This is a genomic window from Niveispirillum sp., from assembly GCF_017996735.1.
In the GTDB taxonomy this organism is placed as follows: Bacteria; Pseudomonadota; Alphaproteobacteria; order Azospirillales; family Azospirillaceae; genus Niveispirillum.
In genome coordinates, this window is record NZ_JAGOGJ010000087.1 from 1 (window position 1) to 22,737 (window position 22,737).

The 22,737-nt window shown below is 62.2% G+C and carries 16 protein-coding genes, 1 tRNA gene and 1 pseudogene; 12 read left to right on the forward strand and 6 right to left on the reverse strand.

What is annotated here, in order from left to right; genetic code table 11:
- Window positions 1-80 precede the first annotated feature (80 nt).
- A tRNA-Met gene (locus KBA48_RS22435) sits at window positions 81-157 on the forward strand.
- A gap of 457 nt (window positions 158-614) precedes the next feature.
- Here the strand turns inward: KBA48_RS22435 and KBA48_RS22440 are convergent.
- Window positions 615-1,856, reverse strand: a pseudogene (locus KBA48_RS22440) (IS1380 family transposase); the annotation flags it as partial.
- A 262-nt stretch (window positions 1,857-2,118) separates the two neighbouring features.
- Window positions 2,119-3,126, reverse strand: a complete 1,008-nt coding sequence (locus KBA48_RS22445) for an MBL fold metallo-hydrolase (RefSeq protein WP_292910580.1) — start codon at window positions 3,124-3,126, stop codon at window positions 2,119-2,121.
- A gap of 260 nt (window positions 3,127-3,386) precedes the next feature.
- On the opposite strand from KBA48_RS22445, the gene KBA48_RS22450 reads away from it, so the two are divergent.
- Together KBA48_RS22450 and KBA48_RS22455 are read left to right on the forward strand one after the other, a co-directional pair.
- Window positions 3,387-4,244, forward strand: coding sequence for a fumarylacetoacetate hydrolase family protein (locus KBA48_RS22450; protein ID WP_292910582.1), 858 nt, complete (start codon window positions 3,387-3,389; stop codon window positions 4,242-4,244).
- Window positions 4,245-4,247: 3 nt separating this feature from the next.
- Window positions 4,248-5,786, forward strand: a complete 1,539-nt coding sequence (locus KBA48_RS22455; RefSeq protein WP_292910584.1) for an AMP-binding protein — start codon at window positions 4,248-4,250, stop codon at window positions 5,784-5,786.
- A gap of 37 nt (window positions 5,787-5,823) precedes the next feature.
- Here KBA48_RS22455 and KBA48_RS22460 read toward each other — a convergent pair whose 3' ends face one another.
- From KBA48_RS22460 to KBA48_RS22470, 3 genes are all read right to left on the reverse strand, one after another.
- Complete coding sequence (locus tag KBA48_RS22460; RefSeq protein ID WP_292910586.1) at window positions 5,824-6,531, reverse strand: GntR family transcriptional regulator; 708 nt, start codon at window positions 6,529-6,531, stop codon at window positions 5,824-5,826.
- 63 nt (window positions 6,532-6,594) lie between these two features.
- Window positions 6,595-8,217: an FAD-dependent oxidoreductase gene (locus KBA48_RS22465; protein ID WP_292910588.1), complete on the reverse strand. Its 1,623-nt coding sequence runs from the start codon at window positions 8,215-8,217 to the stop codon at window positions 6,595-6,597.
- Between the two features lie 13 nt (window positions 8,218-8,230).
- On the reverse strand, window positions 8,231-9,355 hold the full coding sequence (locus tag KBA48_RS22470) for a VOC family protein (RefSeq protein ID WP_292910590.1): 1,125 nt from the start codon (window positions 9,353-9,355) through the stop codon (window positions 8,231-8,233).
- Between the two features lie 139 nt (window positions 9,356-9,494).
- Between KBA48_RS22470 and KBA48_RS22475 the strand changes: the two genes are divergently transcribed.
- The 7 genes from KBA48_RS22475 (at window position 9,495) to KBA48_RS22505 (ending at window position 18,716) form a co-directional block, all read left to right on the forward strand.
- Window positions 9,495-10,748, forward strand: coding sequence for an MFS transporter (locus tag KBA48_RS22475; RefSeq protein ID WP_292910592.1), 1,254 nt, complete (start codon window positions 9,495-9,497; stop codon window positions 10,746-10,748).
- Window positions 10,749-10,835: 87 nt separating this feature from the next.
- The gene (locus tag KBA48_RS22480) at window positions 10,836-13,022 is read left to right on the forward strand and encodes a TonB-dependent receptor (protein WP_292910594.1); all 2,187 of its coding nucleotides are present in this window, start codon (window positions 10,836-10,838) and stop codon (window positions 13,020-13,022) included.
- A complete protein-coding gene (locus tag KBA48_RS22485) occupies window positions 13,022-13,243 on the forward strand; it encodes a hypothetical protein (RefSeq protein WP_292910596.1) in 222 nt (73 codons plus the stop codon). The genes KBA48_RS22480 and KBA48_RS22485 overlap by 1 nt, the downstream gene beginning before the upstream one ends.
- A 185-nt stretch (window positions 13,244-13,428) precedes the next feature.
- Window positions 13,429-14,388 (forward strand): fumarylacetoacetate hydrolase family protein, encoded by a 960-nt coding sequence (locus KBA48_RS22490; protein WP_292910598.1) that lies wholly within the window; start codon window positions 13,429-13,431, stop codon window positions 14,386-14,388.
- Window positions 14,385-16,337 carry an acyl-CoA synthetase gene (locus tag KBA48_RS22495; RefSeq protein ID WP_292910600.1) on the forward strand — a complete coding sequence of 651 codons (1,953 nt, stop codon included), beginning with the start codon at window positions 14,385-14,387 and terminating at the stop codon, window positions 16,335-16,337. The genes KBA48_RS22490 and KBA48_RS22495 overlap by 4 nt, the downstream gene beginning before the upstream one ends.
- A gap of 26 nt (window positions 16,338-16,363) precedes the next feature.
- Window positions 16,364-17,077: an SDR family NAD(P)-dependent oxidoreductase gene (locus KBA48_RS22500; RefSeq protein WP_292910602.1), complete on the forward strand. Its 714-nt coding sequence runs from the start codon at window positions 16,364-16,366 to the stop codon at window positions 17,075-17,077.
- A gap of 7 nt (window positions 17,078-17,084) precedes the next feature.
- A complete protein-coding gene (locus tag KBA48_RS22505; protein WP_292910604.1) occupies window positions 17,085-18,716 on the forward strand; it encodes a bifunctional 3-(3-hydroxy-phenyl)propionate/3-hydroxycinnamic acid hydroxylase in 1,632 nt (543 codons plus the stop codon).
- A gap of 97 nt (window positions 18,717-18,813) precedes the next feature.
- On the opposite strand, the gene KBA48_RS22510 is transcribed toward KBA48_RS22505, so the two are convergent.
- Window positions 18,814-19,467, reverse strand: coding sequence for a TetR/AcrR family transcriptional regulator (locus KBA48_RS22510; RefSeq protein WP_292910606.1), 654 nt, complete (start codon window positions 19,465-19,467; stop codon window positions 18,814-18,816).
- A gap of 217 nt (window positions 19,468-19,684) precedes the next feature.
- On the opposite strand from KBA48_RS22510, the gene KBA48_RS22515 reads away from it, so the two are divergent.
- The gene (locus KBA48_RS22515) at window positions 19,685-21,421 is read left to right on the forward strand and encodes a sulfatase-like hydrolase/transferase (protein WP_292910608.1); all 1,737 of its coding nucleotides are present in this window, start codon (window positions 19,685-19,687) and stop codon (window positions 21,419-21,421) included.
- A gap of 194 nt (window positions 21,422-21,615) precedes the next feature.
- A complete protein-coding gene (locus KBA48_RS22520; protein ID WP_292910610.1) occupies window positions 21,616-22,695 on the forward strand; it encodes an amidohydrolase family protein in 1,080 nt (359 codons plus the stop codon).
- The last annotated feature ends 42 nt before the right edge of the window (window positions 22,696-22,737 follow it).

Here is a 22,737-nt window from a genome sequence, read left to right on the forward strand (position 1 = left end):
AAAAAACTTCACGAAATCCAAAAACTCTAACGCCGGCCCATAAGGCCGGCGTTCCCAATTGGGGAAAATATCCCCTCTGACGCGGGGTGGAGCAGCCCGGTAGCTCGTCAGGCTCATAACCTGAAGGTCACAGGTTCAAATCCTGTCCCCGCATCCATGGCTAAGCCGTTGATCCCCAAAAGGGATCAACGGCTTTTGTCGTTTCTGGGCCACCCTATCACATACCCCGCAGGTAACATATAGGTAACGGAAGAAAGTGAATTTGAGCGTAGGTAACGGCGATTCACCCGGATTCATCACGTGAATTTTTTGCCTGGGGAAATCGGTCGCAATTGGTCTCTGGCGCCGGGTTGGGGGTACGATTTTTCGGCCCAGGGCTTGGTGCAGAACCGGGATGAAATCCGGCGTCGACATAATCCTGCCAAAAGCAACCAAAGGACGAAAATCTTTTTGAGGGTGGACGCGCCTCATCATTCCGATCAGGCCCCTTGATCAGACGGCCGTTTTTCGCTTGCTGGAAGGAGCGGAGGTCACGGGGAGGCCAGGGCGCGCCAGGCGGTGAAGAAGATGTGCTGGACAGGGCAGGCGTCGGGCATGGAAATCCGGATCCGCTAGGCGAACCCGGCCAGGATCAGCCGGGTCTGGTTGGTTTTGAAGGCATGGGCCGCCGCCCGGTATCCGAAAAGATCAAGTTGGCAGTCCTTGATCCGGTTCTCCATATCGCCGCGCGGGCAGTACAGCGCCGCGTAGATTGTCCGGGCCAGCCGGTCGCGCGGCGGCTTATCCCCTTGGCTTTCCGCCCTGTCGCGGGCCTGGGCCATGGCCTTGATGACAGAAGGCGCGTTCCAGTCCAGAGAGGTGACCAGAAACCGGCAGCTTTGTTCCGTCTCCGACCGGTGCAGCACCTTGGCGATCACGTGGCGGGGCCGGGTCCAACTGCCCGAGCGGGTCTGGTGATGGAAGTTCCCGAAGAGTTCCGCCGTTTCGCCCGTGGGCAGGAATGCCATCGCCGCGCGTGAGCGGATCTTGCGGGCCTTATGCAGGAGATAGTCGTTGCGCGGCAGGCCGAAAATATAATCGACGCCGTTGGCTTCGCACCAGTTCATCAGGGTCGCGCGCGCGAACCCGGAATCCCCGCGTACCAGGATGCCGATCTTGGGCCAGTGGCGGCGGATGTTGCCCACCACCCGCTTGATGGCCGCCTTGGCTCCCTCGGCACCGTCCACATTGCCGGGGCGCAGCTTGGAGAGCAGCAAATGCGGGCCACAGTAAATATAAAGCGGCAGAAAGCAGCGATGCTCATAATAACCGTGGAAGAAGCTGCCCCGCTGATGGCCATGCGTTTCAATATCCGTCGCGTCGATGTCCAGGATGATCCGCTCCGGCGCTGTCGCGTAGCTGCCTGTGAACAGCTCGACATACAGATCCTGCAGGCGCGACGGCTGAGCGGTGAATTTGTGATAACGCCGGTCGGCCTCCTCGAAACTCCGCTCCAGCCGACCCAGCGTCGAACTCCCGGCCAGCGCCGGCAGCGGCGCGCCACCCGGCACAAGCGGCCTGGCCGCCGCCGTCACCTTCAACAGCGGATCGTGGCGCACCAGGTCGTGATCGTTGAGGTCTTCGTATCCCAGCGCCATGGCGATGACCCGCTGAGCCAGCAGATCGGCCAGCGGATGCGTCACCTGCTTACGGTTGCGCCGGTCGTCGAAGCACGCGGCCATCCGCCCGAACAAATTCAGCCGACCGGCTACCTCACGCAGCAGCAAACCGCCCGCATCCGAGGTGATTTCTCCCCCGTCAAACGCCACCATGACCACCCGCCGACCATGATCCGTAAACCGTATCCCGAAAAACACCCTGTAAATTCTCGATCGCTCCAAAATAAGGGTAATTAATTGTTATCAATCATAAATCCGGAAAATGCCGACCGCCGGTGACAAATCCGGGTCCGGCAGCCGCGCAGGCGGAACGGGTCGCCACCATGGCGGCCGCCTGGCAGCAATGGGGCGGTGCCCACCCTGTCGAAGAGATGGAGGGCGGGGAATGAGGATGTGTCGCCGCGACCTGCTGCGCAGAGCGGCGCTGGGCGGGCTGGCTGTCGAGGTGTGGGCGGGCGCCTTAAAAACTATCCAGATCGTTGGCGAAAACGAAGGGCCCCTTGTAGTTCTGGGAAATGGCCTTGCCTGCATCCCCAATCGCCTCATCCGGGAGGGCGTTATGGGTCAGGACCAGCTTCTTCGCACCAGCCCGCGTGGCCATCAGGCCGGCTTCGGTCGGGGATACATGCTCGCGGCGGAAATGCGCACCGATCATTTCCGTCACCTGCTTCGGGACGCCGGGTCGGTTGGCGCCAACCCTCTTCAGCGCGATCTCAGGGTCCATGATCTCGCAGATGAGCAGATCGACGCCTTTGGCCAGTTTCTCGACCGCTTCGCTGGGACCGGTATCGCCAGTATAGACGATGGAACGGGCCGGCATATCGAAGCGAAAGGCCAGCGAGACCGCCTGCGGGTCGTCGCCGCCAAGCGTGGCGACATAGTGACTGTTCCGGGCGGCAGTCAACCTCACATCGCCGATTGTGAACTGTGCGCCATCGGCGATCTCTGTTACGTTGATGTTATCAGCTGGACCGCCTTGTAAGAAGCCGCGCATGTTGTTGCCGCCTCGGGTGGCGGCCGCTATGCCGGTGGTGATGCTATCCACCAGCGCCTTGGTGCCTGGAGGTCCATAGATTGTCACCGGGCTGGCCTCGATCATCTGATAGCGCTGGCTGATGAAGGCGAACAGACCGCCTGTATGATCGAAATGCAGGTGGCTGAGCAAGACGTTATTGATCTCGCGCAGGGAGACGCCCGCCTTGCTCAACTGCCAGGCTGCGGCATCGCCGACATCGATCAGGATGTTCTGCCCGCCGGCCCGCAGCAGGTTTGCGGGTTCCGACCTCTTGGAATTGGGGATGGGGCCGGAATTGGTACCCAGCGTGATGAAAGCCGTTTCCGCCGTCTCAGCCAGGACGGGGCCGCAAAGGCCGACAATCGTCAGAGACGCCAACAGGGTGAACTTCCTTACATTCATCATGTTTGTTTTCTCCTGATAGACCGCGTGGTTCGGCGCAGCGAAGGTCATACCGGCCCCTGCCCGCGAAGGCGGCGCGAAGCAGATCAGCAGTTCGCCTGCGCTTGGGGAAACCTCCTGGCCGGTCCGCCTTGTCGCGAACTCTTATCATCTGCGATAGCACTAAAAAGAATATATTTTGCCATGTCAAATTTTTTACGAACGTCAATGGGAGTGCAAAAAAATAGTTTTTTATCTAGAAAATCGATTATCATATGCTTCGAACGGGATAAGGCCACCGACCCTGCTCTGTGGCGGCTATGGAGGAAGCGTTGAAGTTGCTGCGATATTCAGTGGGCAGTGCACCTGCTGTGCTGGGCGCCCTGGTGGAGGGCGACGTGGTGCCATTGTCGGCCCTGCCGGTTCCGCCGGGCGATATGGGGGCCCTGATCGCCGGGTGGGGCAGATTGGCCGATGATGCCCGCGAGATTGCGTGGCGGGCCACCGGTCGGATCAAACTGGACGAGGTGCACGTGCTGGCCCCCCTGGCGCGGCCCGGGAAGATTTTCGCCATCGGCCTGAACTATGCCGACCATATCGCAGAATCAAAGCTGGGCACACCGGAGCAGCAGGTCTGGTTCACCAAGGCGGTGACTGCCATCCACGGTCCCTATGACCCGGTGGAGATCCCGCACGAGCCGTCCTGCGTCGATTACGAGGTGGAGATGGTGGCGATCATCGGCCGCGGCGGGCGCGACATCGGCCGCGGCGATGCCCCTGGCGCGATCTTTGGCTATTGCGTGGGAAATGATGTGACGGAACGGCGGTGGCAGCACAGTTCCTCGCAATGGTCGCTTGGCAAATCCTTCGATACCCATGCGCCGATCGGTCCGTGGATCACTACGGCGGACGAGGTGACAGACCCACACGCGCTGGACATCAAATGCTGGGTCAACGAGGAACTGCGGCAGAACTCCAACACCAGCCATTTGGTGTTCAACCTGTGGGATCAAATCGAGCACCTGTCGCATGCGATGACGCTGGAGCCGGGCGACCTGATCTTCACCGGCACGCCGGGCGGCATCGGGGCCGCCATGGATCCCCGCCGGTTCCTCCAGCCATCGGATCTGGTCCGCTGTGAGATCGCGGGCCTCGGTCATATCGAGAACAGCTTGCGTCTGCGGGGGTGACCGATGGTGATGGTAGAGACGGAATTCGCCGGGCAGGATGTCCGCACCCTGTTGGCACGGCACGCGCAGGAGCGCGGCAACCATCCATTTCTGGTATGGGAACCGTTCGACGGAGTGCAGGTCGATGGGATGCGGTCCCACTGGACCTATGCGGCTTTCCTGGCACAGGTGAAGGTGGTGGCGGCCGGTCTGGTGGCCCGTGGTGTGGCACCGGGCGACCATGTACTGATCCATCTGGAGAATTGCCCGGAGTTCCTCATGGCCTGGCTGGCTTGTGGCTGGGTCGGTGCGGTTGCCGTCACCACGAACACCCGTAGTACGGTGAGCGACATTGCCTACTTCGCCCGGCATTGCCAGGCCGTTGGCGCGATCACCGAGCCGGCATACCAGGCTGCGGTGAGAGCGGGTCTGGCGGATGGTGCCTGGTTGCATGTTGTGCGGGCGGGTCAGGGGATGGGCGATCTGGCAGGAGATCCCACCGCCCTGCCAGCGCTGGAGGCGCGCCCCGACCGGCCCTTCGCCATCCAGTACACGTCCGGCACCACCGCCCGGCCCAAGGCGGTGCTGTGGTCGCATGGCAATTGCCTATGGGGCGCGCAGGTCTCCGCGATGCATGAGGGTTTGCGGCCCGACGACGTTCATCTGGTATTCCTGCCCCTGATCCACACCAATGCCCAGGTCTATTCGGTGCTGGCCTCGCTGTGGGTAGGAGCTACCGTCGTCCTGCAGCCGCGTTTTTCCGCCTCGCGCTTCTGGGAGGTGGCACTGCGCAATGGCTGCACCTGGACGTCGGTCGTACCTTTCTGCACCAGTGCGCTGCTTGAGCATCCGGTGCCGGCGCGGCATAGTTTCCGCTTCTTCGGTGCCGCCATCCGCATCCCGGCGCTGGAAGCGCATTTCCGGGTGCCGATGGTCACTTGGTGGGGCATGACGGAAACGATCTCCCACGGCATTGTCAGTTCACCGACACGGCCGGCCGCTCCGATGGGTATGGGCTTCTCTTCGCCCTACTATGAAATCCTGGTGCTGGACGACGGCATGCAGCCCGTTTCGCCGGGCGAGACCGGCGATCTCTATGTGCGCGGCCAGCGGGGTCTCTCGCTGTTTATGGAATATGCTGGGGATGCCGATGCCACGGCGAAATCCTTCACGCCGGACGGGCTGTTCATCACCGGTGATCGGGTGCGGCTGGGTGAGGATGGCACGCTGTTCTTCGTGGAGCGCGCCAAGGATATGCTGAAGGTGGGGGGTGAGAATGTCGCCGCCTCCGAGATCGAACGTGTCATCATGATGGTACCGGGCGTGCGGGAGGTTGCCGTGGCCGGCAGGCTGCATCCGATGCTGGACGAGGTGCCCGTGGCCTTCGTCATCCCGCACAACGGCACGGATGTCGCAGGCTTGACCGCCGACATCGTGGCAACGTGTGAGGAGCAGTTGGCTGATTATAAGCGCCCGCACGAGGTCAGGCTGGTCGACGACCTCCCGCGATCGACGTTGAACAAGGTGTCGAAGGCCGATCTGCGGTGCATGTTGCAGGGATGAACGCAAGGACATGGGCTGCAATGTCAGCCCATGTCCTTCAAGCCTCCAGCAGACCCTGCTTGGCGGCGGCTTTGACGATCAGGTCCGTGGTGCGGCGGATATGACTGACAGCCACGTCCACCAGTTTGTCGGCATTGCGTTTCAGCGCCACATCGACAATCTCCTGATGCTCGCCCGTCACATTGCGCTTGGGTTCCACATAGACCGACAGCATGCGGTATCTTTCGGACTGTTCGTAAAGCTGGGCATGCAGGGCGATCAGGCGCTGGCTGCCGCAGCCACCGATCAGTGCGGCATGAAAGGCAGCATGGCTGTCACGCCATTCCTCAATGCTGGCTCGGTCACCGTTGCCTCCTGCCTTTACCCCGGAGCGCAGCCGGTGGGCGGCCGCCACCAGATTGGCCTCCCACCGCAGGTCACCCTTGACCACGGATTGGCGTAGGGCGATTGCCTCGATCTCGCAACGCAGGGCCGTCAGGTCCTCAAGGTCGGTGATCGACAGGGGCGCCACAATGAAACCGCGCTGCTCTCGCGAGATCACAAGCTGTTCGGGAACCAGGCGTGACAGGGCCTCGCGCACGGCACCGGGGCTGACCTTTAGCTCTGCCGCCAAGTCCTGGATCTTCATTTTTTTGTTGGGCGGATGGCGGCCGGCAATGATGTCGCCACGGATCACTGAATAGGCCCAGCCGGTCTGGCTGCGCTGCCCTTCCTGACCCGTTTCCGTCTGGACCGCCGTAAACATATATAATCTCGTAATTTAACTTTTTATCTATCTGCCACAGCACTCATCGGTAAGCAAGGTTGGTCACTGGCCGGTGACCAAAGGGAACACATCTTGCCAGGCGTCACCGCGCCAGGCGACGAACTGATCTGGACGGATCAAGGCAAGCCTGGCGCCATAGAGTGCCCGCAGGTCGATCCCGTCCGGCTGCACGATGCGCAGCGGCACGCCCAGCCGCGCGGCATCGGCCTGCGCAGCCGCCAACCCGGCCGCTTCGGGTGCCGCCAGAAGGGTGAAGCCTGGGCCAAAAAGGTCGTAGAGCGAGCGCCCGTCGGGCAGCCAGGCATGCGGGGCCAGACAGCCGGGAACGGCGCTGGGGCGATAATTCTGTGCATCATGCGCGGGTGGGGATTCGGGATCGACTGCAACGATGGGGGAGCCGGCATAGGAGAGGCCCAGCACAGTACCCAGAGTATGGAATTCCCGCCCCTTCGTCGCTGCGATCCGCGCCCCCACGCCGGTACGCACTGCTTCTCCGCGCGGTGATGCCTCCTCAATGACGGACAGCATGTCCAGGGGCAGGGAGGCGGGGTGGTTGGCCACCGCCTCGTCAATCACTGTGCGATGAACGGGACGGCGCTCCGCCTCGTAGCTACCCAGAAGCCCGTCGCCGGCCCAGCCTTGCAAGGTAGCGGCCAGCTTCCAGCCCAGATCCAGCGCATCACCGATGCCCATATTCATGCCATAGCCGCCGAAGGGCGGATGCTGGTGGCAGGCATCGCCGGCCAGGAAGGCACGGCCCTTGCTGTAGCGGTCGGCCAGCAACTCGCTGGAGACCCAGAAATCCTTGGCCACGATTTCGAACGGAAGGTCGATGCCCGTCGCGGTCCGGATGCGGGCTGCTGCATCTTCATCTGTCAGGGTCGTGGCTTCACCCTCGGCGGCACAGCCGAAGAACCAGAGATCATCCTTGTCCATGGGGCCCACGGCGCTGAACCCGGATGGACCGACCTGCCAATAGGCGACGGCCTTGCCATGCTTGTGCGCCTGGGCCAGACCGGTGCCGCGGAAGATGATGTTGAAATGGCGGGAGAAGCCATGACGACCTTCCATCCGCGCCCCGATCGCCTCCCGCACGGCGCTACGCGCGCCATCGGCTCCGACAAGATAGCGGGCTTCCACCTGCATCTCGCCCTTGCCGTCCGCCAGGGTAGCATGGATCCCATGTTCATCCTGATGGAAGGACAGGAAGCGCACCCCCATGTGCAGACTGACAGTGGGCAGGGATTGCACCTTCTCCCGCAGGATGCGTTCCAGCGTATATTGCGGCACCCATTGCCCATGTTCGGGATGCGTGTCCGCCCGCACAGGCGCGGTGGAGAAGGCGTTTTCGAACGTGGCCAGCGGATAACCGGCGAGACTGGTCACAAAACGCATGTCGCTGGGATAATCCAGACCCAGCGGCGCTTCCTGCGCCAGCCGGTCTGCCAGTTCCCAACGACGCAGGATGGTCCGGGTGCGGACATTGGTGGTCTTGGCTCGAGGGGCGGCGCCTGCGCGTTCCCGCTGCTCCACTAGCAGCACATTCATGCCGCGCAGGCCTAGTTCGATGGCAAGCCCCATACCGACAGGGCCGGCACCGACGACAAGCACATCCCATTCACCAGGTCCCGTGGACGGGCCCGTTGCTGTAACAGTCGGTTGCATGTGTGGCTCCGGTTCAATGCCAGGGGCGAGGCGGGGTGGCGACGGCGCGCATCAGATCCTTCACGCGCGTGAATGTCATTTCCTCGCTGGCGCGGATGTTGCGAATGGCCTTCCACAGCAGGGAAGGCGTCATGCGCGGCTTCTCGAAATCGGCCGGAACGGGGGGGCCCCATTGGTACAGCCCGCCGGTGCTCAGCGGCGAGACGTCGGCCGGCTTGTCGGCGGTGAACTTGTCGCTATCGACGAAATGTTCCAGCTTGTCGCCCACAGGGTCGCGCCAATAGTCGAAAATCTGACTGCCCAGCAGGTGGCGTCCCACGCCCCAGGCATGCTTCCAACCCCGCGACATCAACCACTCCTGGCCCATGGCGATGTCATCCAGGTCGATACATTCGAAGGCGGCGTGGCTGAACAGGTTCAGGACATTCTGCGCTATCACCACGGTGTGATGATCGACCGGCATGTCCCCCCGGTTGCAGCGCATGAAGACCAAGGCCGGATCGCCTTCGCCGATGGTCTGGATGTCCGATGGCACCAGGCCGAAATGATCCATGTACCAGCGCACGCAGCGGAAGAAATCCACCACCCCAAGCACGCCATGGCCCAGACGCAGCACTGTGGCCGCCTGTTCGGGCGGACGCTGCATGTCATTCAGCCGCTGCAGGACATTGTCCAGATTTTGGTTCAGCGGCGGGCGCGGCGACGCGGCCTCGACGAAGGGACCATGGACGGCATACACACTGTTGCCGGCCGGATCGGTCAGACGGACCTGCTCCCCACCCGGCCAGCACAGCGCCGGCTCAATGCCCGAAGCGTTGCGCTGGGCTGCCAGCTTTTCCAGATCGGCGCGTGAGGAAACGGCAAGGCCCAGCCCCATGAACGCATCCTCGCCCTGCTGAAGCAGGTAGCAGGGGCCATAGCCGCCGGTACCGCCGAACGCCTGCCAACCATCGCTACCCGGGACCTCTCGCAGGCCGAAATCGGCCAGGAAACGACCCTGCTTCATAACGTCCTGGCGGGAAAACCGCACATGGGCGATATCGACGGCGCGTGCCACCGGATTCGGGGTCGCCCGCAGCCGCACATCGGTGCGTACAGCTTGCGTCACCTTCGTCCAATCAATGTTTTCCTTGGCCATTCACACCTCTTCAACCGGCGACCGGTTCCATCCTTGTGGGCGCGATATTCTTTTGTGCGCTGGATTTCGCGCTGCCGCTTGTTGAAATAAATATTTTTTTATACAGTGTGTCCACAAAATTCTCAGGGAGGAAGGGCGCATGCCCGCTGATATGAAGCACGCCGCCACGCCCGGCCGTCCGGGTCTGGTGCTGGCTCTTTGCATCCTGGCGCTGATGATCGACGGTGCGGATATCCAGTTGATGGCTTTTGCCGCACCACAGGTGATTGATGGCTGGGGCATTTCCAAGGCGGCCCTGGCCCCGGCCCTGGCCGCGGCACTGGCCGGCATGACCGTCGGGGCGGCCATCGGCGGCATGCTGGGCGACCGGATGGGCCGTCGGCCGGCCATTCTGGTCAGCCTTCTGGTCTCCGGCGTGCTGACTCTGGCCACTGGGTTCGCAGCAGATGTACCGCAACTGGTGCTGCTGCGCCTGGTGGCAGGTATCGGTTATGGCGCGCTCTATCCCAACGCCTTCGCCTTGATCGCAGAGACCGTGGCGGAGCGGCGGCGGGCACAAACCATCATCCTGGCCACGATAGGAACGCCTTTGGGCGGGGTGTTGGGTGCGGCGGTCTGTTCGGTGGTATTGCCCGCCTATGGCTGGCAATCTACTTTCATGGGTGCCGGCGGCCTGACGCTGCTGGCTTGTGCCGCCATGTATTTCCTGCTGCATGAATCGCCGGATTTCCTGCGCGCTGTTCGTCAGGCGGTGAAGCCAAAGGGTGCTGGTCTGCTGGCCCCTGGCTATGTGCGGCGGACCACGGGACTCTGGGTGCTGGCGCTTGCCTCGGGCTATGCCGGGTTTGCCTTCCTGCATTGGGTGCCGACGCTGCTGGCCAGCCATGGGTTCTCTGTATCGTTGGCTGTGGCCGGATCCTTCGCGTTGAATGCCGCCTTGATTGTGGGGACTCTTGGCATGGCGGCCGCCATTCGCCGCATCGGGTCCAAGCGTGGGTTGGTCTTGGCCATCGTCCTGGTTATGTCGGGGACAGTGTTGCTGGCGACAGCCCTGTCCGCCATGTCGGGATTGCCGGTCGCTGTCTTCGTGGCCCTGGTGCTGATCGGAGCGGGGGTTGGCGCGGTCGCGTCGGTGCAGTTTGTGCTGTGCGTGGAACTTTATCCCGTAGAAAGCCGGGCTCGGGGCGGAGGGACGGCAAATGCCATGTCGCGCCTGGGGGCCGTCGCCGTAGCCTTCGGGGCCGCTGCGGCCTTGGGTGGGGACGGCGGCAATGCCGTTGCCTTTGGCTTCATGGTGGTCACAGCCCTTGCCCTGGCCATGGTAGGCGCCTTGATCATCGACCGGCATGTGGTTCCCGCCGCCGTACGAGAAGGAACCGACAGCCCCATTTAATCTTGACGGAACGTCAAAAAACATATTTTTCTACAGAATATATAAAACATACACCAAGCAACCAGCTTGGGAGTCAGGGAGGAAATCATGATCGTCCGTCATGCACAGTTTGCATCCATATCTGCCGTTACGTTGCTGGGGCTTCTGGCGGCTTTGCCGGCAAAGGCGCAGCAAGCCGCCGTCGCCGCGAATGAGGTGACGCTGGAGGAGATCGTCGTGACCGCGCGCAAGCGCAGTGAGGTGAGCCAGAAGGTGCCCGCCACCATCACCCAACTGGACATGGAGACCATCACGGCCAAGGCGGTGAATAGCTTCACCGAGATTTCAAAGGTCATGCCCTCGGTCAATATCTCCAAAGCCCCCAGCCCCGGTGCCTATTCGATCACTATCCGCGGATTGGGATCGGAGCCGGGCAATCCATCATTCGACAGTTCGGTGTCGATGTTCGTGGATGGTGTGTTCACAGCGCGGGCGCGGGAATTCGCCAATTCAATGTTCGATGCCGCCAGTCTGGAAATGATTAAGGGCACGCAGGCGGCACTGCTGGGCAAGAATACCAGCCTGGGCGCCGTGAACCTGACGACGCGCAAGCCCGGCGACGATTTCGCCGCCAATGCACTCTATACCCATGATTTCGAACAGGGTTCCGACCGTGTCGAGGGCGGTGTCGATCTGCCGCTGGGCGAGGCGTTCAAGGTTCGTGTCGCCGGCTTCTACGACGATTATGCCGGCGCCCTTTACAACACCATCACCGCCAAGCGCACCCAGCGCCAGAAGTCGCAGGGCGGGCGTGTGGTGGCCGTCTGGAATCCGTCAGACGATGTGGATGTGACAGCCGCCATGCAAACCTTCAGTTCCGACAGCTATGGCACCAATGCCGAATTCGTGGCGGCTACGGCGGTGCCAGGTGCGTTGGCTGCGTTGGCTGGCTATCCCGGTGTGTTCGAGGGCAATCTGGACGGGCGCACTGCGGTCTATTCCAGCGTTATCGGCGATGATCGCGGCGAACAGGGCGCCACGCGCGGCTCCCTGACTATCAATTGGGCGTTGGGTGGCTACACGCTGACGGCACAGTCCGGCTTCACCCGGTCTGACGTCAATACGGCCGGCAATACCTCCTACCTTCCAGGCAATTACGGCTGGCAGAAGGTCAATGATGATAGCAAGCAGTTCACGCAGGAAGTGCGCGTCACCTCTCCCCAGGACCTGAGGGTCGAGTTCATTGCCGGCGCGCTGTACCTCAATGGCAGCTACGACAATGACACCGTCACCAATTCCAACTCCCCCGCCCGTGCCCCGTCGCCCGCCATCCTGGGCACCACCGCCACCGCCTTCTATCAGGACAATGAAGCATGGTCGGCCTTCGGGCAGGCCGATGCCAAATTTCAGGAAGACCTAAAGCTGTCGCTGGGCCTGCGCTATACACATGAAACGAAGTCGGTCGATCTGGGCCGCCGCGTCATCACACCCGGCATTTATAGCACGGTCATTCTGCCGCCTTTCGCGCCCTTCTCCATGGAAAGGTCGGAAGGCAATGTCGATGCATCGCTCGGCCTCTCCTACCAGATGACGCCTGACATGCTGCTTTATGGTTCCGTGGGGCAGGGCACCAAGGCCGGCGGCTTCGCCCAGTCGGCCTCGCGCCTGGACCGGTCGGAATACAACTCCGAACGGGCCCGCACGGCGGAGGGTGGCTTCAAGAGCCAGTTCGCCGACCGTTCGGTCACGCTCAACGCCGCCGCCTTCTATACCAAAATCCGCGACTTCCAGTTGGTGGGATTCAATGGCACCAGCTTCGAGGTGGGTAATACTGACTTACGCACCTACGGCGTCGAATCGGAACTAGCCTGGGCGCCCAGCCGCGAATTGCGTTTCTACTGGAACAATACCTATGCTCGGGCCAAGGACTTGGTCCTGGACGACAAAACGACCCACGCCCCGCGCTGGTCCGGTGTCGTCGGTGCCTCCTACAGCCCCCGGATTGCAGATGATCTGATGCTGTCCGCCTATGGCGATATTGTCTATCGCTCAAGTGAGATCGGCCAGCGCAACCAGGGCAACGTCATTCCTATCGCCAGCACGACGAAGCTGAATGCCGGTATCGGGGTGGAAAGCATGGCGAATGGCTGGAGCCTGCGGCTGCTGGGCAAGAACCTGACGAATGAGCGCACCTTCGGCTTCGTCTTCCCGGCCCCGCTGCAGCCTGTTGGCAATGTCATCGCCATTCCGGAGGAAACGCGCACCATCAGCCTGCAGGTGGGAATCAAATACTGATGATGAAAAGCAACGGCGGAGCGGCAGGAAAAAATGATCCGGCGCTGATCTGCCGCGTGCCTAGCAATCCCGTTCCCGATATGCCGGATTTATCGGGAACGGGTTCAGTGGCAACCGCTGCTGCGCACAGGTGGAGCGTAGCCGGGCTACCAGATCCTGACAGGTCGGTTTTTTATGGACTTATTTTATCAAATTTGATCATATATGTTCAATTATCATGAGTGCTTCACCGTGCTTCGAAGCGAAAAGCTGGCCGTAGGGGCAGACCAAAAATGAACTTTTCCGATCTGCGGGCTCTGCGCTGCAATCCGCGGCACAGCCCGGATACTTCCTCCTGAAAAACGATCACGCTGACGAAATTGTTCGGCTGGTCACCACCGCTCCCCCAAATATTTGGGAAACCATCATGGCACTGACCATTGTCCGGTATCGCTTGGGCGACGAGATTTCCTGGGGCTTGGTGCGCAACGGCGCCGTCATTCCCATAGTCGGAAGTTTCAAGACCACGGGCGACTTCCTGCGTGCCGTTCCCCGTGCGGCGTTGCGGCAGCTTGAAGGGGAATCGCTGCCGCTGGCGTCGATAAAATTGCTATCGCCGGTTACGAACAATCAGCAGTTCGTTTGCCAGGGCGCCAATTATCGCCAGCATATGATCGATTCCGGCATGGACCCGGATGTGAAGAAATACAATATGATCTTCACAAAGGCGCCGAGTTGCATCGTGGCGGCGGATGCGGACGTGGTGCGTCCCGACCGGGTCCGGCTGCTGGATTACGAGGTGGAACTGGGACTGATCCTGGGACGCGACATCACCGGTCCTGTGACGGTCACCGACCAGAACCTGTTGGACTTCATTGCGGGTGCCGTCGTCGTCAATGATTACTCGGCTCGCGACATCCAGATCCCCGAAATGCAGTTCTACAAGGGCAAGAGCTTCCGCACGTTCGGGCCGGTGGGGCCGTATCTCTGTTTGTTCGAGCCTGAAGACGGTCCGGCCCTCTATGAGCTGGAACTCAGCCTTACCGTCAACGGGCAAATGAGGCAGAAGGACAGCACCCGCAACATGGTGTTCCGGCCGCCGGAAACCCTGCGAGAGCTGTCAGCCGTTCAGGATTTCGCGGTCGGTGATCTGCTGGCCACTGGCACGCCGGCGGGATGCGCGCTTTCCATTCCGGGACCGCTGGTGCAGCGCATCGCGGGTTTGATGCCCGAGCGTTTGAAATGGGCGCTCTTTGCCAAGGGGCAGGCCCGTCGGTCACAATATCTTCAGCCGGGGGACGTGGTGGAAGCCCGCATCCGCAGTGCCGATGGCCGCATCGACTTAGGCGTGCAGCGGAACCGCATAGTTGCGGAGACGGCAGTATGAGCGGCGTGGCGTGTCTGCACGATGTCCTGTCGATCGAGGCGGAGGGACCGCCCCGGACCTGGCCGGAAAATACCTATGACCTGCTGAGGCAGGGCAAACGGATCGATCCCGACGCCCCTGCCTTGAGCTTCTTTCTGCGTGTGCAGGACCATGCACTTCCGGAGACCTGGAGCTACCGCCGTCTTTTCGCAGATGTCACCCGCGCCGCGAACCTATTCCACGGTCTTGGCGCGCGGAAGGACACGGTCATCGCCTTCATCCTGCCCAACCTACCGGAGACGCATTTCGTCATCTGGGGTGGAGAGGCCGCGGGCATTGTGGCACCGATCAATCCGTTGCTGGAACCGGACGCCTTTGTGGATCTGCTGAACGCGACCGGTGCCTCCATCCTGGTCACCTTGGCACCGTTTCCGGGTGTCGACCTGTGGGGAAAGGTCCGGGACGTCCTGCCGCGGGTTCCTGCGATCCGTCATCTGGTCCTGGTCAATCTTGCCGACCGTGTGCGCGGCTGGCGGCATATCGCGGCCCGATGGGTCCAAAGGCGGGCGGTGCGGACACAAGCCGGTCCGGCGGGTCTGGCCGGTGCCGTTCCGTCATCGGTCCAGGTGCATGATTTCGGTACGTTGATGCAGCGCCAGCCTGGCGACCGGCTGGTCAGCGGTCGGCGGATCAGGCCGGAGGATGCATCCTCCTTTTTCTGTACCGGCGGAACCACCGGTGTGCCGAAGATCGCCATGCGCCGCCATGGTGCGGAGGTTGCCAACGCCTGGGCGGTCGCACGCTTCATGGGCAACGGGTTCGGCACGGGCAAGACTATCTTCTGTGGCTTGCCGCTTTTCCATGTCAACGCCGTCATGGTCACCGGCCTGTCACCTTTCTCGCAAGGGGCGCATGTTGTCCTCGGCACGCCGCAGGGCTATCGCGGCGACGGGCTCATTGGCCGGTTCTGGGAGATCGTTGAGCGTCACCGGATCAATTTCTTCAGCGGTGTACCCACACTCTATGCGGCGCTGTTGCAGGTGCCAATCGACGGCCGGCGGATCGATAGCCTGGAATACGGCCTTTGCGGGGCCGCCCCTATGCCGGTGCAGTTGTTTCGGGATTTCCAGGCAAGGACGGGGCTGAAGATACTGGAGGGCTATGGCCTGACCGAGGCCACCTGCGTGTCCAGCGTCAATCCGCCGTCCGGCGACCGTCGTGTCGGCTCCATCGGGCTGCGATTGCCTGGACAGTTGATGAAGGCGGTTCATCTGGACGAGAACGGCCGTTATCTCCGCGATTGTGGGGTGGATGAGGTGGGGTTGCTGGTTGTCAGCGGTCCCAACGTCTTCGACGGCTACCGCCGGGCGGAACAGAATGTCGGCCTGTGGATCGATCTGGATGACGGCCGCCGATGGCTGAACACCGGTGACTTGGCCCGCCAGGATGCGGATGGCTATTTCTGGCTCACCGGCCGGAAGAAGGATCTGATCATTCGTGGCGGCCATAATATCGACCCCGCTGTGATCGAGGATGCGCTCCACAGCCATCCCGCCGTGCAACTCGCCGCTGCTATTGGCCGGCCCGATATTCACGCTGGCGAATTGCCGGTCGTCTATGTCCAGCCAAGGGCCGGGATCACGGTCATGCCGGGCGAGCTTCTGGCCTTCGCCCAGTCGGCGATTTCTGAACGGGCGGCGGTGCCCAAGGAAGTCTGCATCATCGACCAGATGCCGCTGACGCCGGTCGGCAAGGTATTCAAGCCGGCCCTGAAACGCCGCGAGATACTGCATGTCGCAGAACGTCTGCTCGCCGGTGCCGGACTGAAACCCTCCATGCTGGAAGTGGTGGATGATCCGGGGCGCGGGATGGTGATCAAGGTCGTGGCCGCCGACACGGCAAGTCGCGACGGTATCCGCGACTCCCTGGGGCAACTGGCTTTTCCTTGTGACGTCAGCGTGCAGCGGTGACTGGCTCGAAGCGCGCGGGCGCCCCCGTGGCCATTGTCAGCGGCGGTTCCTCCGGTATCGGCCGGGCCTTTGTCGAGGCGCTGCTGGACCAGGACTATGTAGTCTATGCCTGCGGGCGGGACCCTTCGCGCCTTGACCGTCTTGCCGATGCCTGTCCCGACGTTCGCGCGATCACCTGCGACGTGACGGATCGCAGTGCCGTCCGGCGTTTCGCAGCTTCCGTTGCCCGGGAGCGGGACGGCATCGATCTGCTGATCAGTAATGCCGGCGGATCGCGCGAGGTCGATTTGCGGGTGATGGACCGTTGCCCCGACCTGACATCAGAAATGCGGGTGAATTTCGAGGGTGCCGTCAACCTCATTGCGGAGTTCCTGCCGCTGCTGAAACGCGCCGCCCCCTCCGCCCTTGTAGTTGTCGGTTCGGGTTACGGCCTTGTTCCGTCGCCGCGTGTGCCGCTCTATTCCGCGTCCAAGGCTGCTCTGCACAGCTTGGCCACAACATTGCGGCATGATCTGAAGCCTTTGGGCATCACGGTGACGGAGGTCTGTCCGCCTGTCGTAGATACCCCGTCGGTGCGGCACCGGCAGGTCGCCAAAATGCCACCCGAACGGGTGGTGGCTCAAACCCTGAAGGCGGCCAGCAAAGGCGTGGCGACCATTTATCCCGGAAAGGCGCGGTTCCTTCCCCTGCTGAACCGGCTGGCGCCCAGTCTTGCCCAACGCATTGTCGCACGCACGTGAGAGACACATGAACAGCATGGAAGAGATGCGCACCGCGGTGCTGATCGTCGGATATGGACCGGTCGGCGCGGCCTTGGCTTGCCTGCTGGGCCGCTACAATGTTCCCACGATCATCATCGACAAGGCGGAAACCCCGTTTGTCCAGCCGCGCGCCATTGCGCTGGATAATGAGGCGCTTCGCATCCTGCAGATGGCCGGACTGGGGGACGATGCCTTTCCACGGATGGCCATCCCCTATGTGAAGATGCATTCGCCGTTTCTGGGGGAATTCGGTCATGTGAACACGGCTGGCAGCATCGATGGTCACCCAAAACTGGTGACCTTTGCCCAACCGGAACTGGAGGCCGCCTTGCGCCGTCAGGTTGAGACCCTTCCCTGCATCAAGGTTCTGCTGGGCCATGAGGCTGTTACGATTGAGGATGCGGGAGAGGCGGTGAACGCCATTTTACGTGACCGTGGGGGGAACCAGACGCGTATTCACAGCGCCTATCTTATTGGCGCGGACGGTGCGGCGTCTTTTGTGCGCGGTGTGATCGGCCAGGAATTTGTTGGGCGGACCTATGCGGAGGATTGGTTGATCATCGACGCACTGAACGTGCCGAAGCCCATCGACCATATCGAATTCATCTGCGATCCCAAAAGGCCGACCCCGCACATGCCCGCCCCCGGGGGGCGTGAGCGTTGGGAATTCATGCTGGCACGCGGTGAAACCCGGGAAACGATGGAGAACGACGCCAATGTCGCGCGGCTTTTGCGCCCGTGGCTGACCGTCGATCAACTTAAGATCGAGCGGCGGGCCGTCTACCGTTTCCATGCCCGCTGCTGCGACAGTTTCGGCAAGGGTCGTATCTGTCTGGCCGGAGATGCCGCCCACATCACCCCGCCATTCGTGGGCCAGGGGCTGGTGGCGGGCCTGCGTGATGCAGCAAATCTGGCCTGGAAGCTTGCCGCCATCCTGCAGGACCGGGCCGCTCCCGGCATCCTGGCCAGCTACGATGCCGAGCGCCGTCCGCACGCAAAGGCCATGATCGCCCTGGCCAAGCTGATGGGTAATCTGGTGATGCCGCGCAATGCTGCCCGCGCCATAGCCGTTCATGGCGCGATCCGCATGATACGCGTGATCCCGAGATTGCGACGGTTCTTCGACGATCTGGGCGTCAAGCCCCAGAACCGGTACCGGACCGGACTGTTTACGCCGGGCCGTGCTGCACGTGGGTTGGTGCGGGGCGGACAGGTTCCGCAGGCTTGGGTACGTGCTGCGGACGGCACCATCATCCGCAGTGATGGGGCCTTGGGAAGCAGTTTCGCCCTTGTCGGCTTCGGGGTCGATCCGGCCCGGACCCTGCCGGCGGAGCTGCTCCGGCATTGGATCGAAAGCGGATACGGGATCGTTCAGTTCTGCCACGCGGGCCAGAGGCCCCGGACCACCATTCCGGTGTTCGATGATCTTGAAGGCGTGCTGGTGCCCAAGGCGGCACCGGTGGGATGGGTGGCAGTCATCCGTCCGGACAGGGTGGTGATGACTGACGGCCCCGTCTCGGACGCGCAAGAGCTGGTAGCGGAGACGCTGCGGCTGCTGGCTGGTGCACCGGGAACCGACATGATCAAACCGCGCCCCCGGATCGGCGCCGCGGCCTAGGTAAATGTCCAGATCAGGCCAAGAGGTGACCGAAAGGTTGCGGAAGGCCGCCAGCCGGCAATTTCGGGTGCTGACAGACCGTGGCCTGACGGTGCTGTCAGCCTTGGGGCGAAGCCGCGGCTGGCTTCCCTTTGCCCTTCCGCGTGGCGGGCCACTCGCACAGCAGCGGCAGTTCCAGACCAGCGAGGCCACGCGCAACCTCGCCAGGCATGCCGAGCGCGCGCAACGCAAGTTCCACAGCATCCTGGCCCGCATCCCGCCAGGTACGGTGACCATCCAGAACAAGCATTATGGCGCTCAACACGCTGCCGCCAATGAAACTAACGGCGGACGGTGTCTGATCAATACGGAAATCGAAAACACCAGTCTCCTGCCCTTCAAGCAGGTCGCGCATGGGAGGGCCGAGCCAGATCGCCTGCAACGCCTGCTCGCTGATGGCAAACCGCAGCAGGAACCGCCCCCAGTCGGGTTCCTCATGCGCGCGACGCACATAGAAGCGGATGGCAAAGGCCAGACGCTGGGCGGGATCGCAAATGCCTTCCGAACTGATCGTGATGCGATCGTTCATCTCCTCCGCCAGTTCGCTGGCGATTTCCCGGAAGAAGGCATCGGGCGATTCCAGGTTGTTATGCGCCGTGCCGCGCGCCACACCGGCGGCCTGCGCCAGTTCGCTCATTGAGATCTGGGATGATCCCTTTTCGGCGAACAGACGGATTGCCGCTTCACGCATGCGGCGGCGGGCGGCGGTCATGGATCGTTTGGGGCTGCTATTCATAACGGCGCATAATTACGCTGGCATCAAAGTAAACGCCATTGATTTTTTTGATCATGTTTGTCTAAATAATGACAAAACAGTTCAATCACGAAATCGGAGGAAACATGGCTTATCAAGCAAGGCGTTTCAGGTCTGAACGTCCCAGCCCCCTTGTCGAGCGGGCGTCCTGTTACGGGCATTCATGGGGCCGGTCATGAAATTTTCCCGTCGCAAGGTTCTTGCCGGTGCCGGCGTTCTGACGACGGCCGGTGCCGTTGGCGTCTGGGCGGCAACCCGCCCCAAAACCCAGCCCGATCTCCACCTGCCGCCGGCGCCGGGGAGCAAACCTTACAATATCCTGCTGGTGACCAGCGATCAGGAACAGGCATGGTCGCTGCTGCCGCCGGACTTCATTGAGCGCCATTGTCCGGGCCGCGCGCGGCTGCAACGGCAGAGCCTTTCCTTCAGTCGTGCCTTCACACCGTCGCCGGTTTGCGCGACGGCGCGTGCCATGCTCTACACGGGCCAACATTCGCAGTTGAACGGCGTGTGGGAGAATATGCCGTTGCCCTATGCGCCGCCCCTGAAAGGGGACGTGCCCACGCTGGGCACCCTGATGGGTGCTGCAGGCTATCACACCGCCTATTTCGGCAAGTGGCATCTAAGCAAGCTGCATGGCCGTGGCAAGCAACCGCTGCCGGAAAGCGAAGTGCAGGCGGAAATCCGACGCTACGGTTTTCACGAGGTCGGCACCAGCCATGAGATCGACGGGCCGCTGGGCGGGCATGACGACGATGGCGGCACAACCGACAGGGCCGTTGCCTTCCTGGAGCGCCGCAAGCCCGGCGGTGGACCATGGTTTGCGGCGGTCAATATCCTCAACCCGCACGACATCATGTATTATACGTCCGGCCCTGAAATGACCGCCACCCGGCGAATTCTATATCCGGACAGCCTGGCCCGCCCGCCAGACACGCCGCTTTACCAGGAGCAACTGGGCTATCCGCTGCCGGCGAATTTCGGGAAATCCCCCAAGGATGGCCGGCTTCCCGCCGCGGCGGAATATTCCCTGACCGACCATTACGCGCTCGGCGAACTGAATTTTGAGGATGAGGGCGCGGCGCTGGAGTTCGTCAATTACTATTACAACTGCATTCGAGAGAGCGACGCGCACATCGTGCGTCTGCTGGACGCTCTGGATGTTAATGGTCATGCAGACAACACTATCGTGATCTTCACGGCGGACCATGGCGAGATGCTGGGCGTGCACGGGCTACGGGGCAAGGGTGTCCTGCCTTACCGTGAAGCCGTCCAGGTGCCGCTTCTGGTGCGCCATCCGCAGCGGGCCGGCGCTGGAGACACGCCAGCGCTGGCCAGCCATATCGACATGGCCCCAACGCTGCTGGGGCTGGCCGGGGTGCCGTCCTCCGTCGTTGCGACACAGGCCCCCGGACTTGTCGGGCAGGATCTCAGTCGTGTGATTCTGGAACCCGGCGCCCCATCGCCGCGTGACGGCGGCGGCGGTCTGCTGATGCATTGGACCAGCCTCATCTACCAGGACCATGTGGCGGCCCTGGCCTTCGAGGAAGACAGGCAGAAAGGGAATTCCTTCAGCATTCTGTCCCTTGCCACACCGAGGTTCCGCTCATCCTTATCGAAACGGGGACAGATGCGGGCCGTCTTCGACGGACGGTACAAATTCGCCCGCTATTTCGCTCCCACCGACCATAATACGCCTGAAAGCTGGGAGGCGTTGATCGCCCGCAACGATCTGGAACTTTACGACACCGTTTCGGACCCTGGGGAGACTAGCAATCTGGCAACGCGGCCGGAAGAGGTTCGCGATCTGATCCTGCTGATGAATGCCAAGCTCAACCGGCTGATCGCGCGGGAGATCGGCGTCGATGACGGGCGTCATATGCCGGGCCCCACCCTCATCTGGCGGGCCTAGAGCGTATTTCCGATGACCGGAAACACGCGTCAGGCTTTTCGTACACCTCAATCGTCGGCGCTGCATCCGCAGCTTGGCTACGCCGCCGCCGGAGCTGTTTCCGCGTTTCCTGCGGGAAGAGGCCAATGCCTACCCCATCGTGCCGGCGCGTATCGGGCCTCTTTCCGGCTTCATTTTAAACAGATGAGAGTTGCATGAGCGAGTTGGCTTCCCTGTCCGGCCGGATCGATGTCCATCATCACGTGTTGCCTCCCGCTCTGCTGGCGGCCCTGGATCGCCATGGCATCATCGACATGGCCGGCGGACCCGTACCCAAATGGAATCCCCGGATGTCCCTGGGCATCCTAGAAGAGCATGATATCCAGACGGCGATCACCTCCGTCTCCGCGCCCGGCGTCCGCTTCGCAGGGGGGGCGGAGGCGGCGTCTCTGGCGCGGGCCTGCAACGAATTCGCGGCCGACATGGCCGTGCGCCACCCCGGCCGCTTCGGTTCCTTCGCCATCCTCCCCATGCCCTTCACTGCGGCGGCCTGCGCCGAGGCCGTCCATGCGCTGGATGTGCTGAAGGCGGCCGGTGTAGTGCTGTTGGGCAGCGTCGACGGCATCTTCCTGGGCGATCCACGGTTCGAGGAGTTGATGGCCGAGTTGGACCGGCGGTCCGCCATCGTCTTCATCCACCCCAACCTGCATCCCAGCAGCGAACAACTGGGGTTGGACATGCCGGGATTCCTGATGGAGTTCCTATGTGACACCACCCGCGCCTCACTCAACCTGATCCTGACGGGAACGCTGGAGCGGTATCCGCGTATCCGCTGGATCCTTGCCCATGCTGGCGGTTTCCTGCCCTACGCCGCTTGGCGCCTGTCGCTGGCCAACATGATGCCGAAATTCGCCAAACAGGCCCCGCAGGGGGTGTTGACCTATATGCGACGGTTCTATTTCGACACGGCCCTGTCGCCATCGCCTTACGCCATGGCGGCGCTGGGCCAACTGGTCGATCACAGCCATATCCTGTTCGGCAGCGATTTCCCCTTTGCCCCGGCACCGGTCACGGCCATGCAGGTCAATGGCGTGGAGACCTTGTCCTTCTGGAACGCACAGCAGAAGACAGCGGTCTTCCGCAGCAACGCTCTTGCGCTATTTCCACAATTCGCGAAAGCGCACGAGGCCCCGGCTGCGCTCGCAACCCATCACCGGCAGACCCTGAAGCAGCGCCTGCGCGGTGCCGTACGCCTGTCGGTGCTGAACACCGTGGATCGTATTCGTAATCGATAACCAGAACGATTCCGGGGCGGCAATTCCCACCACCGGAACACA